The organism is Pedobacter sp., assembly GCF_040513095.1.
Lineage (GTDB): Bacteria > Bacteroidota > Bacteroidia > Sphingobacteriales > Sphingobacteriaceae > Pedobacter.
This window is the reverse complement of the sequence record NZ_JBEVDX010000035.1, coordinates 1-16,920: the sequence shown is the minus strand read 5'-3', so window position 1 is coordinate 16,920 and position 16,920 is coordinate 1. Positions and strand designations below refer to the sequence as shown.

Annotated in this window: 16 protein-coding genes; 5 read left to right on the top strand and 11 right to left on the bottom strand. The window is 43.7% G+C overall.

What is annotated here, in order from left to right; genetic code table 11:
• Positions 1-8 precede the first annotated feature (8 nt).
• The 3 genes from ccoG to ABWY16_RS04510 are packed head-to-tail and all read left to right on the top strand — an operon-like array spanning position 9 to position 2,552.
• Positions 9-1,388 (top strand): cytochrome c oxidase accessory protein CcoG, encoded by a 1,380-nt coding sequence (gene ccoG, locus ABWY16_RS04520; protein WP_353903460.1) that lies wholly within the window; start codon positions 9-11, stop codon positions 1,386-1,388.
• Positions 1,389-1,403: 15 nt separating this feature from the next.
• Positions 1,404-1,814 (top strand): FixH family protein, encoded by a 411-nt coding sequence (locus tag ABWY16_RS04515; RefSeq protein WP_353903459.1) that lies wholly within the window; start codon positions 1,404-1,406, stop codon positions 1,812-1,814.
• 54 nt (positions 1,815-1,868) lie between these two features.
• On the top strand, positions 1,869-2,552 hold the full coding sequence (locus ABWY16_RS04510; RefSeq protein WP_353903458.1) for a sulfite exporter TauE/SafE family protein: 684 nt from the start codon (positions 1,869-1,871) through the stop codon (positions 2,550-2,552).
• Between the two features lie 30 nt (positions 2,553-2,582).
• Here the strand turns inward: ABWY16_RS04510 and hemN are convergent, their stop codons facing one another.
• The 5 genes from hemN to ABWY16_RS04485 all read right to left on the bottom strand — a co-directional run bounded on the left by hemN (position 2,583) and on the right by ABWY16_RS04485 (position 7,080).
• A complete protein-coding gene (gene hemN, locus ABWY16_RS04505) occupies positions 2,583-3,947 on the bottom strand; it encodes an oxygen-independent coproporphyrinogen III oxidase (RefSeq protein ID WP_353903457.1) in 1,365 nt (454 codons plus the stop codon).
• The gene (locus tag ABWY16_RS04500) at positions 3,940-4,398 is read right to left on the bottom strand and encodes a Rossmann-fold NAD(P)-binding domain-containing protein (protein WP_353903456.1); all 459 of its coding nucleotides are present in this window, start codon (positions 4,396-4,398) and stop codon (positions 3,940-3,942) included. Before ABWY16_RS04500 ends, hemN begins: the two co-directional genes overlap by 8 nt.
• Positions 4,399-4,482: 84 nt before the next feature.
• A complete protein-coding gene (locus tag ABWY16_RS04495) occupies positions 4,483-5,541 on the bottom strand; it encodes a response regulator (RefSeq protein ID WP_353903455.1) in 1,059 nt (352 codons plus the stop codon).
• 6 nt (positions 5,542-5,547) lie between these two features.
• Positions 5,548-6,732 carry a PAS domain-containing sensor histidine kinase gene (locus ABWY16_RS04490; protein ID WP_353903454.1) on the bottom strand — a complete coding sequence of 395 codons (1,185 nt, stop codon included), beginning with the start codon at positions 6,730-6,732 and terminating at the stop codon, positions 5,548-5,550.
• Positions 6,733-6,753: 21 nt separating this feature from the next.
• Positions 6,754-7,080 carry a hypothetical protein gene (locus ABWY16_RS04485; RefSeq protein WP_353903453.1) on the bottom strand — a complete coding sequence of 109 codons (327 nt, stop codon included), beginning with the start codon at positions 7,078-7,080 and terminating at the stop codon, positions 6,754-6,756.
• Positions 7,081-7,246: 166 nt separating this feature from the next.
• On the opposite strand from ABWY16_RS04485, the gene ABWY16_RS04480 reads away from it, so the two are divergent.
• Complete coding sequence (locus ABWY16_RS04480; RefSeq protein WP_353903452.1) at positions 7,247-9,070, top strand: hypothetical protein; 1,824 nt, start codon at positions 7,247-7,249, stop codon at positions 9,068-9,070.
• A 208-nt stretch (positions 9,071-9,278) separates the two neighbouring features.
• Here the strand turns inward: ABWY16_RS04480 and ABWY16_RS04475 are convergent, their stop codons facing one another.
• The 6 genes from ABWY16_RS04475 to ABWY16_RS04450 all read right to left on the bottom strand — a co-directional run bounded on the left by ABWY16_RS04475 (position 9,279) and on the right by ABWY16_RS04450 (position 15,495).
• The gene (locus ABWY16_RS04475) at positions 9,279-9,932 is read right to left on the bottom strand and encodes a DUF4142 domain-containing protein (protein WP_353903451.1); all 654 of its coding nucleotides are present in this window, start codon (positions 9,930-9,932) and stop codon (positions 9,279-9,281) included.
• A gap of 53 nt (positions 9,933-9,985) precedes the next feature.
• The gene (locus tag ABWY16_RS04470; protein WP_353903450.1) at positions 9,986-11,707 is read right to left on the bottom strand and encodes a sodium:solute symporter family protein; all 1,722 of its coding nucleotides are present in this window, start codon (positions 11,705-11,707) and stop codon (positions 9,986-9,988) included.
• Positions 11,704-11,874, bottom strand: coding sequence for a hypothetical protein (locus tag ABWY16_RS04465; protein WP_353903449.1), 171 nt, complete (start codon positions 11,872-11,874; stop codon positions 11,704-11,706). Before ABWY16_RS04465 ends, ABWY16_RS04470 begins: the two co-directional genes overlap by 4 nt.
• A gap of 4 nt (positions 11,875-11,878) precedes the next feature.
• Entirely contained in the window at positions 11,879-14,317 is a 2,439-nt protein-coding gene (locus tag ABWY16_RS04460; protein WP_353903448.1) for a PIG-L family deacetylase, read from the bottom strand.
• 88 nt (positions 14,318-14,405) lie between these two features.
• Positions 14,406-14,993 (bottom strand): hypothetical protein, encoded by a 588-nt coding sequence (locus ABWY16_RS04455; RefSeq protein WP_353903447.1) that lies wholly within the window; start codon positions 14,991-14,993, stop codon positions 14,406-14,408.
• Between the two features lie 64 nt (positions 14,994-15,057).
• Entirely contained in the window at positions 15,058-15,495 is a 438-nt protein-coding gene (locus ABWY16_RS04450) for a DoxX family protein (RefSeq protein WP_353903446.1), read from the bottom strand.
• A 174-nt stretch (positions 15,496-15,669) separates the two neighbouring features.
• Between ABWY16_RS04450 and ABWY16_RS04445 the strand changes: the two genes are divergently transcribed.
• Positions 15,670-16,659, top strand: a complete 990-nt coding sequence (locus ABWY16_RS04445) for a YihY/virulence factor BrkB family protein (protein WP_353903445.1) — start codon at positions 15,670-15,672, stop codon at positions 16,657-16,659.
• Positions 16,660-16,920 lie beyond the last annotated feature (261 nt).

Here is a 16,920-nt window from a genome sequence, read left to right as displayed (position 1 = left end):
ACCCTGAAATGTCACAAAATTCAGCAAAATTCCGAGACCAGATCAATAAGGTTACTAATGACGGAAACAAGAGGAAATGGCTTTACCCTAAACTTATTAAGGGTAAGCTGTTTCGTTATCGTGCCCTCATCAGCTACTCTTTTCTGCTCCTGCTGTTTGCCACGCCCTTCATTCGGCTAAACGGTGAACAGCTGGTTTTGTTGAATGTACCGGAACGCAAATTTGTATTTTTTGGCCTCATCTTCTGGCCACAGGATTTTTATCTTTTTGTACTGGCGCTGATTTCTTTCATGATCTTCATCGTGTTGTTCACAGTCGTATTCGGAAGGGTCTTCTGTGGCTGGATCTGCCCGCAAACGATCTTCCTGGAAATGGTATTCCGGAGGATCGAAGCTTGGGTAGAAGGCAGTCCTGCACAACGGAAGGTTCTGGATGACGGACCGTTAACCACAAAAAAGGCAGCAAAAAAAATAGCGAAGCATGGTGTGTATCTGCTGATCTCTTTCCTTATTGCCAACATCTTTTTGTCTTATCTGATCGGCAGTACTACTTTGATAACCATTATAAAGGAGCCTGTCGCTGAGCATCTGTCGGGTTTCATCTCCATCATTTTGTTTACGCTGGTTTTCTATCTTGTATTTTCCAGGATGAGGGAGCTGGTTTGCACGGTGGTTTGTCCTTACGGGCGACTCCAGGGAGTTTTACTCGATAACGAGAGCATTATTGTAGCATACGATTATCAGCGGGGAGAACCCAGAGGGAAAAAACTCAAAGGAGATTGTATCGACTGCGGTTTGTGCGTGCAGGTCTGTCCTACAGGTATTGACATTAGGAACGGTACGCAGATGGAGTGCGTTAACTGTACTGCCTGCATTGACGCCTGCGATATGGTGATGGACAAGATTGGGAGGCCAATCCGGCTGATTGGTTTTAAATCTGAAGATGAGATCCTGCAGAAAGAATCCTTAACGCTGAACAAAAGAGTTTATGGCTATGCTGCTATACTTTTCCTGTTGCTTGGTACACTGACATACCTGCTCCTGAAAAGAAGTGACGTGGAAACTACCATTCTCCGGGCTGGCGGAACACTTTATCAGCTGCGCGACAAGGAACATACAGTAAGTAACCTGTACAATGCAGAACTGGTTAACAAGACTACACATCAACTTAGATTTGAGATCGTACCGGATGACAGGGCTGCAAAAATCCAGTATATCCAGAAAGACAATCAGCTGGCCGCCGGCGCCAGTATTAAAATTACCTTTTTTGTGATCCTGCCACAGTCTTCAATCCGGCAGTATAAATCTGCCATAGGTTTCAGACTGCTGTCTGCCGGGAAACAGCTTGATCATATTGAAACCACATTTATTGCACCTCCTAACGATTAAATTATGAACTGGGGAATGAAACTCATATTAGGTATGGCCAGCTTTATGCTCTTTATCATAGTCATGGTACTGCTCATGTTCGACAGCAGGAAAGACGCGCTGGTTGATACAGATTATTACGAAAAAGGTATCAATTACAACAAGGTATATAACCGGAAAGAGCAGACTAAAAACGATCATGCTACACCGGTTGTATCTGCAAATCAGGACATGATCATTATACGGTTCATGCAGCATGCGAAGGGTACCGCCACACTCATGAGGACGTCGGACAAGGCATTGGACAGAGCTGTGCCTTTTGAAAGCAATATAAACAACCAGGTGATTATCCCTTCAAAACAGTTGAAGAACGGGTCATGGCGGTTAATCATTGAATGGATAAGCAAGGAAAAAAGTTATCTCTACGAGCAGGAAATCATTCTTTAGCAAGAAGCATAAGTCACACATCATTACATCTTTATATCTCGATATCATTACATCATGAGTTATCAAAACCTGGCTTTTATGATTGGTTTGCTTGGAAGTATACATTGCGTAGGAATGTGTGGCCCCCTTGCATTTGCAGTTCCTTCATTTCGAACAGGATGGGGATACCTGATCTTTAATAAACTCAGCTATCAGGCTGGCAGGATTACCTCGTATTGTTTACTGGGAATATTGATTGGTTTCGCTGGGAGGCAGATATGGCTGGCCGGAGTACAGCAGGGCCTGAGTATCTTATGTGGTTTGCTGATCATTACCGCAGCAGCCTCCAGAGTATTCAGGTTTTCTATTGGCCATCCGGATGCTGTTTTCATCAAACCCTTTAACAAAGTCTTTGGTTACGCGCTTAAACACAAAGCAAACCACCTGATCATTGGGATCATCAATGGTTTTCTGCCCTGTGGTTTTGTCTATCTCGCCCTGGCCGGGGCACTAAACACCGGCGCAGTAAGCTCTGCTGTAAGTTACATGTTCTGGTATGGACTGGGAACTTTGCCGCTGATGTTCATTGCAGGGATCAGCGCAGGTTTTACCACTGCGCTATTCAGGAGAAAGATCAATAATGTAGTACCTTATTTTATGATTTGCCTGGGACTTTGGTTTATATTCCGCGGACTGGAGCTGGACATCCCTTATTTTAGTCCCGCTCCTTCAGGCAGCACTGCAGCTGAGTGCAGATAAGAATTTATTTGCGCCTGTTTGCTTTTGTCATTATCCTGCCATGCTGAATAATTGCGTTTGCGCCTGGTTAGCCCACAAACGGGAATCCAGCGCCATACAAATATTCCGTAAAAAACGTTTGCCCTTCGGTGTAACTTCAAGCTGCTGTTCTTTAAGAATAACGAGTCCGTCCTCAGCAATAAGCTTCATGCGATCCAGCCCCTCAAATAATGCCGGATGCCGGTGTCCTGGCAAAGTCCATGATGTTTTGCCTGTACACATCAGATTTAAGATGTGCTTCCTGATTACCAAATCTTCATCACTGAGGATATGTCCTTTAAAAACAGGCATTTCACCTGCATTGACAAGCTCAAGATAATCTTCAACTTTTTTTACATTTTGTGCGAAAGCTGTCCAGCTGTCACTGATTGATGAAACACCTAGTCCGACCATCAGTTCGCTATACTGGTGAGTGTAGCCCATAAAATTCCGGTGCAGCCTGCCATCCTTCTCCGCAGCGTAAAGACTGTCAGATTCAAGCGTAAAATGATCCATTCCAATCTCTCCGTAACCGCCATGTTTCAGCATACCGCGGCCCAGTTCATAAAGCAATTGTTTCTGATCCGCATCCGGGAGGTCATTTTCAGTATACCTGCGCTGGCCGGGTTTCAGCCATGGCACATGTGCATAACTGTAAAACGCAATGCGGTCTGGCCGGAGTTCCAGCACAGCATCAATTGTTGCTGCCAGCCCTTCTGAGGACTGTAAAGGCAGACCATAAATCAGATCATAATTGACAGAAGTATACCCAATTGAGCGTGCCAGATCAGTCACGAAAGCAACCTCGTCCACACTTTGGGCCCTGTTGATTACCAGTTGCACTTTTGGATCGAAATCCTGGATACCTAAACTCAGGCGTTTAAAGCCAAGCTTGTATAAAGCACGAAGGTGCTCCCCGGTCGTATTTCCGGGATGTGCCTCAAAACTAAATTCCGCCTGCGGATGAACTGATGCAGGTGCAAGTATACCCTCAATCAGCAAACTCAGGTTCTCCGGATTAAAAAACGTAGGGGTACCTCCTCCAAGGTGAAGTTCCCTGATGACCGGTTTTTCATCAAAAATCTTCAGGTACATAGCCCATTCTTTAAGCAGCGCCATGATATAAGGAACTTCCACACTGTGGTTACGTGTAATCCGGGTATTACAGCCGCAATACGTACACAGGCTTTCACAGAATGGCAAATGGATATACAGGCTGATACCATCCCTGGCATTACTGAGACTGAATGAACTGCGCACCGCCGCGATCCAGCGTTCTTCGTCGAAACCTTTATTTTCCCAGTACGGAACCGTGGGGTAACTGGTATAACGCGGTGCTGCTACATGATATTTTGCAATAAGATCCTGATTATTCATGGCCCGGCGCAGTTGGTTTGACTGTCTGATCGCAGGATCCGGAACAGATACATGCCGCACCTAAACAACGATTTTCCTGCCAATGATCAAGGTTCAGGATCGTCTCTTTTGCAAGTGCAAAAGGCAATTCCTGATCTGATACCGAGAGCAAAGCTGAGGCCGGTACATTGGCAACCTTAATATTCCGCAGGGCGGCTGCATCCCGGTCAATATGCAGGGTTTCGGTAGACCTGGTCGCAAGGAATTTCACACCCAGATCTGCCAGTTTATTGATTACTGAAGCATTAACTTCATCATCTGTAAACACAATGACAGCCTCTTTCCCTTCTGCATAACTTACAGTCCCGGGACTAAGTGAATTTGATATGAGTGTGATCTCATGCTTTTTATGGTTGGCTATTGCCAATGGTTCTTTTTCAAAAGACTTTATGCTGTAAGCTACTGCTCTCATCCCGGATTGATTTGTTAATGACCAAAATTAGCAGGATAATAACTGCCCCGGAATGAGATGAATCAGTCAGAAATATGATACTGATCAGTTTTTCATCTGCTGCAGTTTGGGATAATCCAGGATACCAATCTGACTTCCCTTTCTTTCAATAATGCCTTCATCCCTGAAATCACTCAGGATCCTGCTTACAGTTTCCGTTGCCATCCCTGCCATAGCCGCAAGGTTATCACGCGAAATACGAAGGCTGATCTGGCCGTCCTGTTTCTCAAGTTTACACAGCCGGATGAGGACCTCTGCCATGCGTTTGCGCACAGAGTGATAGGCAAGCTGCAGCAACTGCTCCTCTTTATCCAGGAGATTATTGGAAAGGATATGGATAAACTGCCTCGCTACATCAGGGTAACGGTTCAGTAATTCTTCCAGCATCTCTTTAGGGAGCTGACAAACTGTGGTATCCTCGAGCGCTTCAGCGGTTTCCGCATAAGGTTCGTTGAGAAGCAAAGCTGGGATGCCGAAATATTCATCAGGTCCGTACATGCCGGTGAGCAGTTCCCTACCGTCCTCGCTCAGCTTTATCGTTTTCACTTTACCGCTCAGTACCAGATATATCCCCGATACCGTATCTCCTTCGTAATAAATGATCTGTTTCTTTTTTATGCTGCGCACCTTTCGCTCCAGGATCATCTTATCCAGTTCTTTAATCCCCGCATTGCCTGCGGCCAGATTGGTCAGCTGGGTAATAGATTTGCTGTAGAAATTCTCCTGTTTCTCTCTTTTATTCAGCCGGCTTTCAATTGCGTTCAGCAATTCGACATCATCAAAAGGTTTGACCAGGTAATCGTCTGCTCCCATCTCCATCCCTTTACGCATATCCATCCTTTCCGCTTTTGCGGTTAAGAATATAAAAGGTGTTGCGGTAGTCCGGAGATTTTTGTTTAAAAGATACAATACCCCATAACCGTCCAGTTCAGGCATCATAATATCACACAGGATCAGGTCTGGTAAATTGGTAGTGGCCAGATCAACACCAGCTTTGCCATTATTTGCCTCAAACACTTCATATCCTGCCAGTTCAAGTATTTCAGCAATGCTTTCCCTGATGTCATCATTGTCTTCGATAACCAGGATCCTAATTTTTTTCATAGCCGTCTATCTGTTAAATGTGAGAACAAATGTGGTTCCCTGGTTGAGTTTACTTTCGAAATGCACTTCGCCATTCATCAGGCCAACATACCGAAGTACGATATTCAGCCCAAGTCCTGTTCCGGGAATGCTTCCTGTATTGTGTGCCCTGAAAAAAGGCTGGAACAAGTGTTTCTGATCGGCATCGGGAATACCTATTCCATTGTCCCTGATGGTTACTATATACTGATTCCCGCTGATCTCGGTGTTAAATTCAATAAAGGTATTTTCTCCCGAATACTTGATCGCATTGTTGATCAGGTTGATCATACAGTTTTTCAGCAGGTTCTGATCCAGCTGAACAGTGCTTTCCAGTCCGGTATGCTGATAGATTATATTCTGGTCCTGCTTGGCGATCATTTGCATTTCTTCCGTGATCTCTTCGGCAAGTTTTACCAGGTCGAAGGCCTGAAATGCGGGCTGAACCCTTCCGGCCTCGAGTCTTTCCAGTGACAGGAAATCGTTCAGTATGGTAGTGAGATTGCCAACAGCATTTTTTATTTTATGTACATGTTTTGCAATCTGCGGATTCTCATAAGGCAGCGCATACTTCTCGATCAGTGAAGCCGAAAGCTGCACCGAACTGAGCGGCGTACGGAACTCATGCGACGCCATCGAAACAAAACGGCTTTTCATCTGGTTGAGTTCTTTTTCTTTTTCAAGGGAGATACTCACCTCTTCTTTGGCTTCCCTGAGGGCAGTTACCGTTTTCTTGAGTGATCTGGTACGTTCTTCTACCAGGGCTTCGAGTTCAGTTGCGTATTCCCTCAGACGTTCTTCTGCTTCTTTTTCCTTTGAAAGATCGTGGATAAAACCTGTAAAGATCTTCCGGTTTTCGTACTGTACTTCACTCACAGCAAGGCGAAAAGGGAAAGTGGAGCCATCTTTACGGAGTCCTCTTACTTCCCTTCCTTTGCCAATGATATGTTTTTCATGCGTACGGTGATAGTGACCTATATACTCATCATGGCCTGACCGGTCGGGTTCGGGCATCAGCATGGAGATATTCTTACCCAGCACTTCATCTGCATTGTAGCCGAAAAGTTTCAGGGCTGAAGGATTAAGGCTTTCCATGATACCTCTGCTGTCGATAGTGATTATCCCATCTATTGCCGTTTCGATGATCGCATGTAAAAGCCTCGCATTTTCCATAGGGTATTTTTACAAATATAGCTAAATACCGGCTACAGTGATGATCAGTATAACACTATGTATTAATAAGCTTAATCCAAAAAGAAATATCGTAGATCTTGTGTTGGCACCGCTCATATTTGCCACGATGTTTGCAAAGAAGATCACCATGCTTACTGCCAGACAAGGGATAACGTGTCCGTCCAGTGAATACACAAGTATAAACGTAATAGGCACCAGCAAAGTTGCATGTAATATAAGAGATACGAGGAACCAGGCTAATCTGTTTTCTTTCTGACCGTCGGCAAAGGTGATAAATCTTGCCCAAAATGAGAGGGTTGGTTGATTTGTTAATGCTAAAGTTGCCATAATATTTATGTTTTGATTAAGACAAATATCCGCCCTCCGGGCATAGGATTTTATGATCGCAGTCATAAACGGAATTAATGTTGATCATGCTAAATGGTGACGGCCATCATATTTTAGCTTGGAATTTCTGCAGTCTTTTGCTGCCGCACAGTTTAATTATAAGCGCATGAACCATACTTTTCACATTCCTGTTTTGGGATTAGGCTACTCGATAGATACCCCATTAAAAGTAGCCAGATATGGCATTACCTCAGTGGTCTCTATTACAGATGATGAGCTTTGTGAACGCATGCGCGAGTTTCATCTGGCAGAAAACGGAATTGAATACGTTCCCATCAGAAAAGATGAGGAAGACGGAAGGGCACGCAGAATAACAGCTTATCTTAATCTGATGCACAGGCTTGTCAATGAGCAGTTCCGGTTATTGAGGATACAAAGTTTTGATACAGGAAATGATATCAATACCTATTTTGAACTGTTGCCAGAACACTGCCGGCCAAAAATGATCTACAGGCATATGATGCAGATGGAAGAAGGCAAAGAAAAGGATGTACTGCAAAAAGAACTTCGCTGGCAGATGACGGCAGGCAATATCGATGTCAATATCATGTCCAAGGTGGATAAGGCAAATTATACAGCTGATCATGAAAACCTGGGAAATGATTATACTGATGCTGTGGCTGCAATGAGGGGCTTTGCAAATAGCACTTTATACTCATCTGTAGTTATTTCCGCAGGTTTAAACCCGCGCTTGTATGCTTACATGGAAAGCTGCAGGGATTTCTTTCCTGATAAAGCAGGACTGATCCGAAAAAAAATCATCCTGAAGGTTGGTGATTACAGATCGGCTTTGATTCAGGCAAAAATGCTCGCAAAAAAGGGTTTATGGGTAAATGAGTTCAGGATAGAATCAGGACTAAACTGCGGAGGCCATGCTTTTGCTACTGATGGCCTGCTGCTAGGCCCAATCCTGGAAGAATTTAAGCAAAAAAGAACGGATTTAAGTGATGAGCTTTATGCGATCTACCATGCTGCGCTTGAAACAAAAAACATCAGAACACCTGCGAGACCTTCATTAATGATTACTGCGCAAGGTGGAATTGGTACTGCCGAAGAACATAACTTCCTGATTAACCATTATCAACTTGATGCTGCCGGATGGGGAAGCCCGTTTTTACTGGTTCCTGAAGCAACCAATGTAGATCAGGTTACACTTGATTCACTCGTTGCAGCAACGCAGGAAGATTATTACGTAAGTAATTCCTCTCCCCTTGGTGTTCGCTACAATAACTTCCGCAAGAGTACGATGGAAGAGCAGCGTTTGCATCGTATTGCCTCGGGAAGACCGGGCAGTCCCTGTAAGAAGAAGCTGCTCTCTACAAATACAGAATTTACAGAGCTGCCTATCTGTACCGCATCACGGAAATATCAGCACCTGAAAATCAAGGAACTGGAAGCGACTGAAACTGAACCCAGCATTTTTAAGGAAAGGTTTGATGCCATCACCGCTAAGATTTGTTTATGCGAAGGCCTGTGCGCTTCGGCTTATTTAAAGAATGATATGCTTCGGCCAAGAGAAAACAAAGCAGTTAGTATCTGTCCGGGCCCAAATCTTGCTTATTTTGGGGACACCTATTCCCTCAAAGAAATGGTGAACCATATTTATGGGCGAAGCCCCATCAGTTTTAAAATCAGTCGCCCTAATCTGTTCATCAATGAGTTGAATTTATATATAGATTATCTGAAACAGGATCTGAATGCGCAGTTACATGAACTGAATGCTAAAAAAACGAAGTATCATGAAAAGTTTAGCGAGCAACTGCAGAGTGGCATCAATTACTACAGGAGAATGATACCTGAACTGAAACAGAGCACAGGCATCGCTGCCTGGGAATTACAGCAACAGTTGCTAAACGCAGAAGAAAAACTACTTTCTATTACTGCTGAAATCGCTTCTTTCAGAGACGGTTATAATCAAAAGCTTAATTAAGCCGTGCTTCGGTTTCGCCCTTTAACTCCTGATATACCCATGCTTCATGTGCCAATTCATCGATTTGAAACACACATTTCCTTTGTGAGTCCTAAGAATGATGATACACGATGAGGAGTTAGCACAATGGAAACTACGGCATTGGGTCAAATAAAAAACGGGAAGACCATTAAAATAGCCTTCCCGCATATATTAATCTAAATCAAGCTTATTTCATCCCAGCCTGAATAGCTTTTGCTTTTTCAAAATGCCCTGTAATCACAGGAATAGTTTTATTGGCAAAATCCTTTACTTCCTTGTCCTGCGCTTCTGAACCTGATTTAAACAACGCTATGGTTTTATCATGGTCAGTAACCATCATATCGATATAGTGTTTATCAAAATCAGCACCAGTCATTTTTGCCATCATATCCATATGTGCTTTTTCTTCTGAAGGATATGTAGTCGGAAGCATAATCCCTTTTTTAACTGCCAGCGCTTTTAACTCCGCATTGGCTTTAGAATGGTCTGCCACCATTTGTGCAGCAAAAGCTTTTACTTTAGCGTTGGTTGATTTCATTGCTACTTTACCAGCATCAACTTCCATCATTCCTCCTATAGCAGCTTTAGTCATAAATGCAGCCTCATCGCCGTCAACTTTCGACTGATGGGTCACATCGCCTGTTTTGCCAGCCATATTGTCGGTTGTAGAACTGTCCTGACTAGGACCAGAACCCAGTGGCACAGCACCACCCGCTGTATCAGTTTTACTTGAATCTGTCATGGCAGAATCGCCCTGGTTTGTACGGGTTTCAGGACTGTGACAAGCTTGTAATGAACAGGCGCCGATAGCAGCTATTGCAAATAAATTTAATGTTTTCATAGTAGGTTATGTTTTGTTTAACCCATAAACATCAGATATTCAAAAAGGTTTGATTACGCCGGCCGCTGTTGCATCGCAGTTGTTGTGCCAGCCTTGCTTTTAAAAAACAGTTGTATCAGCATCGCAATCAGAACAACCAGCACGCAGCCTATCAGATTGAGCCATAAATAAGCCACAACCTTTTGCCATCCGCAGACACAAACGATCACTTCCGTAATAATGGCAGCATAAAACACAGCCTTTCCGTTCACATGCCTGATATAAAAAGCGACAAGAAAAACGCCAAGGATGGTTCCATAGATATAAGAACCAAGGATATTTACGGCTTCGAGCAGATTCCCGATTTTGCTGGCGTACAAGGCCATGCCGATGCAGATCAAACCCCAGAGTACAGTAGACCATCTCGAAGCTGCCAGGTATTTTTCATCACTTGCTTCTTTGTTCAGCAGTCTTTTATAAATATCTATCACACTTGTGGAAGCGAGGGAATTGAGCGCACTGGCGGTGGAGCCCATCGAAGCCAGAAAGATGATGGCAATCAGCAATCCGATCAGTCCTTTGGGCAGATACCGTGTGACAAAGCTCAGGAAGACATAATTGTTATCATTGATATCAGCGTCCCTATCATTTTTCAGCATCAGTTCTGTTACCCGATTACGCACCGCCTTTGTATGTTCATCCGCCTGTTGCAGGAAAATCCTTTGCTGGTTGATCTCTGTCTGGTCGCCTAGTTCCAATGCTTTGCTGAGCTTGTTCACTCCGCTCTGTTTCTCTTTGAATGTCTGCTCGTACTCTGCCTTAAGCCTATTCAGCTGCGGATTATAACTGCTTCTTTCAAGCTTATTCAACTCAAAGCTGTTAAAAAAAACCGGCGGACGGTTGTACTGGTAAAATGTAAATACCAGCACCCCGATCAGCAGGATCAAAAATTGCATGGGTATTTTAACCAGCCCGTTCATTAGTAATCCCAGTCTGCTCTGGCTCACTGAAGCCCCGGTGAGATAACGCCCCACCTGACTCTGGTCTGTTCCGAAATAGGATAACTGCAGGAAGAAGCCGCCAATCAGGCCACTCCATACATTATACTGATTGTTCCAGTCGAACTTGAAATCAATAGCATTGGTACGCCCCATTTTTCCGGCAATACTGATCGCTCTGCCAAAGCCGATATCCGCTGGCAGTAAATGCACTACCATAATCCCCGCAGCAAACAGCCCCAGAAAAATGATGCTCATTTGTAGCATCTGTGTATAGGAAACTGCCTTACTGCCACCATAAACAGTATAGGCAACCACAATTCCGCCGATACACAAAGTAGTATATGTAGTATTGATATCTAGAATGGTTGATAAAATAATCGAGGGTGCATAAATCGTGATACCTGTAGAAAGTCCCCTTTGGATAAGAAATAAAAACGCTGTGAGCGCACGGGTATTCAGGTCAAAACGCTGTTCAAGGTATTCATACGCAGTGTAAACCTTTAAACGGTGAAAGATAGGCACAAAGGTGATACACAATACAATCATCGCCAGGGGCAGGCCAAAGTAGAACTGCACAAAACTCATTCCCGATGAAAATGCCAGTCCTGGCGCTGCCAAAAAAGTTATTGCACTAGCTTGTGTAGCCATTACAGAGAGGCATACGCTGTACCAGGGTGAAGACTGACTTGCCAGTAAATATCCCTGGATATTCTGGGCACCGCGACTTTTATACATCCCGTAGGATACAATCACGATCAGTGTAAAGATTAAAACAGCCCAGTCTAAACCACTCATTGGAAATATTTTGTAAAGAGGTAAAAAGCTGCAATCAAAAATATCAGCCAGCCAACTAAGAGCAGGTAAAACTGTTTCCAGGTTTTTACAAAAGGAGGAAGATCCAGATTGTTCTCTGAGGCCGAAGTATCCTCCGGGTCCTGCTGCTGTTCATGCTGAATTGACATGGCCTTAGTTTTTAGAGATCAGGTTTACAAACAGACGATATGCTCCCGGCACGCCCGCGGGCAGTTCCCTGAAAAAGGCCAGTGAAGTATATACAAATTTGCCTTTGCCATAGGGAGCAACCAGCAGTGAGCCATTATTTGCCGGCTCCCCGATATCGTTCATTCCAAGCACAGGCACATAATGTTTATCTATTTCATCTGCAAAATATAATCCGCGCTCCTGTATCCATCCGTCAAAATCCTTTGCAGTGATCTTGTTCGGGAAATTCAGTGCAGGATCGTTTGGTGCAAGGAAACTAACTTTAGCATCTTCATCTGTGACCCTGTCACGCGTAATCCTGAAAGGATAAGGCCCCAAATCATTGAGTTTCAGCGTCCCGTTAACATTGTACTGAACCAGCAGCGTACCGCCATTTTTCACGTATTCCATCAGCTTTGGCTGCATCGCGGCAACCTGTTCATTGATATTATACAAACGGACCCCGGTAATTACGGCATCATACACAGAAAGATCTCCGTCAATAACCTGTTTCTCAGTTAGCCAGGTTACGTGATAACCGATCTGAGTCAGGGATTCCGGGATCAGATCGCCCGCGCCGGCAATATAAGCTATGTTCATTCCTGAGAATTTCAGGTCTGCCCGTTCAACTTTTGCTTCGGCAGGAGGAAATAACGTTTGCAGTGGGATGTGGTCATAATTCAGTACCTTCAATCCCTGGTTATATGTTTTACCATCGACAGTGGCCAATATAGACAACTTACCGCTGGACACATTTCCTGCGGGCGTAACAATAAATTCCAGGTTCTTCAGCATTCCTTTTTCAGGCAGATCAATTTGCACTTTCTCCGGAGAAACCTTCCAGCCTTCCGGCACTTCTGGTTTGATCAGGCCTTTCAGCCCATCTTTAAAGGCCTTCAGCTGTACATTGATTTTCTTGGCGGTATTATTGGAAAATAAAAATGATTTTTCTGTCATGGTTACTGTAACCGGCGGTGCAATCACCAGAGGCTGATACAACTCTCCTTTGACAGGATCGGTATGTTTATAAACTATGGGACGTGTAATATCAATAAACTGTTTTCCGAAGCTGATTCTAAATACCCCTGCTGTTGGAGCGGCCGCTTCAGGCCTGCCCAGATGGCTCAGTGAATCTATAATATAGCTACCAATCGGATGTGTTTGCTTTAACCAGTACGGTTGAGTCAGGCCAATCGACGCGGCAGACAGAATAACTGTCTGTGTTGCCATTTGATTTGGAAGGAGATCAATGACCTTGCCGTTGCTAAGCTGCTGTAATGTGATCTTTAGCGGAAAGTCAGCTCCAACACGGGAGATAGCACTCAGCAGTACAGGAACAGAACCATCCAGCGAATACGCAGGTTCGGCCGAAACAGTTTCAACCCATATTCCCGCACAGGCAAGGATGAGCTCATCAAGCTGCTTATGTTTAAAGGGCAGTCCTTTCACTTCCTGTTTCAGTTCCAGTAATGCAGGAATAGATTTTGCCGGATTTGCCGGATCATAGGCTGCATTTACTGTATTCAGCAATTGTTGCGCTTTCTCCGTGCCTTTGTCTCTGTCCAGCCTGAAGTCTAAACCTTCAAACAGCTCATTTTTGGCGGCATCCCCGGCAACCGGGCTAAAGAATTCTATTGCAGAACCCCGTTGTAAGGCAGCGCCAAAACCCTGACTTTTATGATTAGAGCGACTTTCTGCCGCGATTTCTCCGTAACTTTTTCCTAAAAGAGGATTGAAAACGCCTACATCCAGCTTCAGCTGATCATCAGAAGTGGTGTTACCGCTACCACCAAAATTAAAGGTATTCCATACAATGCGTTTAGCCTGCCATACTTTTACAAACTTCAGCTGTTCAGGAAAGCGTTTTGGATCTGCTGCTGCTGCAAAGCCCTCCCTGGCAAGAATTGCCGAAGCCTGGTGGTGTCCATGTCCTGCACGTGCATCTTCCGGGAAACGGGTAATAATCACATCCGGTTTGAAATTTCGAATCACCCAGACTACGTCAGAAAGAATTTGTTCTTTGCCCCAAATTTTGAAAGCCTCCGCAGCGGTTTTTGAAAATCCGAAATCATTTGCACGGCTGAAAAATTGCTCCGCACCATCCGTCCGCCTTGCGGCAAGCAGCTCCTGTGTACGGATCAGTCCCAGCAGGTCTCCCTGTTCAGTTCCTATCAGATTTTGTCCGCCATCACCCCTGGTCAAGGACAAATACCCGGTGCGCACTTTCTTTTCCTTTGACAGGTAGGTAAGCAGGCGTGTATTTTCATCATCGGGATGTGCAGCGATATACAGTACACTGCCCGTTACATTTAAACCAGCCAGCCCCTGTCTGATTTCAGCAGCATTCAATTGTACTGAAGACTGGGCTTTAAGCAAAAACGGGGCAACAATCAGGAAGCATAGCAGTGACAGGCGATCATTCATACAGTAATATTAATTGCCGAAAATAATTAAAAATACTTAAGCAATTAACATCCTGCTGTTAATCAACGTAACATTAATATGTGAAGCCTTAAAGAAGTATTTTGCTGCTGAATTCTTTGTCGATAGTGATATAGCCCGGATATTTGATCAGCGCCCCTCCTACCATGATACTAGGTTTAATTTTTAGTGTTACCAGCCCTTTACGGTCTCCTCCACGCAGAAAATCAGAAATCTCTGACATTACCCTTGCATTGGAAATAAACTGATATACATTTACATTAACTGCTACCGGTACTGTAACCGTCTGGCCAGCGGCGATGCTTACCTGGCGGTCCACAAATCCATCAGCAAGTTCCTGATTATTGATCAGGATCTTATATTCAAACTGATTGATCGCTGCGAGATTTCCCGCAGGGTTATTAATCTCCATATTGATTGTTGCCCTAAGGGGTACATCTTTTCTCAATAAGCCGAAAGCCAGCGCAGGAAGACTACCCAGGTTAATATCCTGATTATTCATCAAACGTTTCACATCGGTTCCTGCAACTGAGATATTGCTGGCAGAAACTACCCTGTAGGTACATTTTTCGAGGGCTTTGATCTGCTGCGCCTGTTTATTTACTCCGCAACCGAACAGGGTTACTGCCGCTAAGCATATCACTAGTAATTTTTTCATGTCTTTTGATAAATTAAGGATAGTATCCTATGACACTATAACGGTCAAATATAGAATTATTGCGTTAAAATCCTCTTCTCGATCTCGCAGTCTTGCGGCTGATCAGTTTATCAAAGCTTATACCGCCTGCTCCTGAAATCAAAAGCACTAAATAAACCAGCAGATAATGAAGTGCAGGTTCCTGTTTACCTATTGGATCATTGGCATGTACTGTCAGCAGCGCTACCAGCATGGTGACCATTAAAGGAATGACCGCCAGCCTTGTTCCAAGCCCTAAAACGAGCAGAAACGAGCAAAACACCTCAGCAAATACTGCCAGCGCAAGCGAAACTGTCGCTCCAAACCCAAAGGGATCAGCAAACTGAATTTCGGCTCCGTCAAGCAGGGTATTTAATTTCGGGATGCCATGACTGAACATTAATCCGGCGATTCCTAAACGCAGGATCAGCAGTGCGATGTCCAAACCGCGGTGATTATAGTTTGTAGTAAAAAGTCTGTTCATGTTTTCATAACAATTGTCCAAACATATATGTTTAACAAATTACAAATTTCCCGTGCAAAGTTGCAGCAGAACAGGATTCAAATGTCCCGATCAACTTTTAATCAAAACAAATTATTATTAGATAAGTTATTCTGGCAGGAACTGATTTAATGATATACTCTGAAACTAGATAATATGGAAGCCGTAAAGAATAAAAAAATAACATTTAGTGGTCTGTGGAAAGTCTTAAAAGATTCCTTTTCAGGATTTTCGGATCATAAAGTTACCAAGCTGAGCGGCTCACTGGCTTACTACACCGTATTTTCAATGGGGCCTTTAGTTATTCTTATCATCTCCATCTGCAGTATTGTATTGAGAAGAGAAGCGATAGAAGGACAGATATATTATCAGTTGGTGGACTTTCTGGGGAAGGAAAGTGCACTGCAGATTCAGGGTATCATTAAAAATGCTGCTGTGAGCAACAAAAGCTTTTTCTCTGTAGTAGTTGGAGGGATAACCCTTCTGATAGGTGCAACGACAGTTTTCGCCGAGATACAGGATTCTATCAACAGCATATGGGGTTTAAAACCCAAACCTAAAAGAGGCTGGCTTAAAATGTTGCAAAACCGTTTTTTATCCTTTTCAGTAATTATAAGTTTAGGCTTTGTATTATTGGTTTCATTGGGCGTGACCTCCCTGATTGATGGTTTTAGCACTAAACTGGAAAAAAACTTCAGTGAGGTTTCCGTTATCTTTTTTTATATCCTCAACCAGATTATTACACTTGGAGTCATTTCATTGATCTTTGCGGTTATTTTTAAAGTATTACCAGATGCGCAAATCAAATGGAGGGATGTTATTTCAGGAGCTGTTGTTACTGCAATATTGTTTATGATCGGTAAGTTTGGAATTTCGATTTATATCAATCAAAGCAATGTAGGTTCTACTTATGGTGCAGCAGGTTCTCTTGTAGTGCTTCTGCTCTGGACTTATTATTCATCTATTATTTTGTTCTTTGGTGCTGAATTTACCAAAGCATACGCCATTAATTACGGATCGGAGATTAAGCCAAACCATTACGCAGTAACTACCAGAGAGGTAGAAATTGAGACTGGAAGTGATTCGGTACAGGAAAACGATGCGAAACCGACTGAGGTTAAAAAAGATGAGATTCAGGAGAAATAGTATGGTATTGATTTAGCTGGTTTCGCGCTGGTCATATGGAATTATCTTCTTTTAAAATCAAAGACTCCGAGATACCTTGAATTGGAGGAACGCTTCTTATCAGCAGAGACCAGGGACAGCGTTCATTGATGTTATGTTCATCCGCTTTGTGTTATAACCATCACGGACAACATAGACAAATCTGGTGTATATCCAAATAAAAAGGGGCCTGCTTGCGCAGCACCCCCTCTTAGTGTTTGTCAGGGAACATTAAGGGATCTG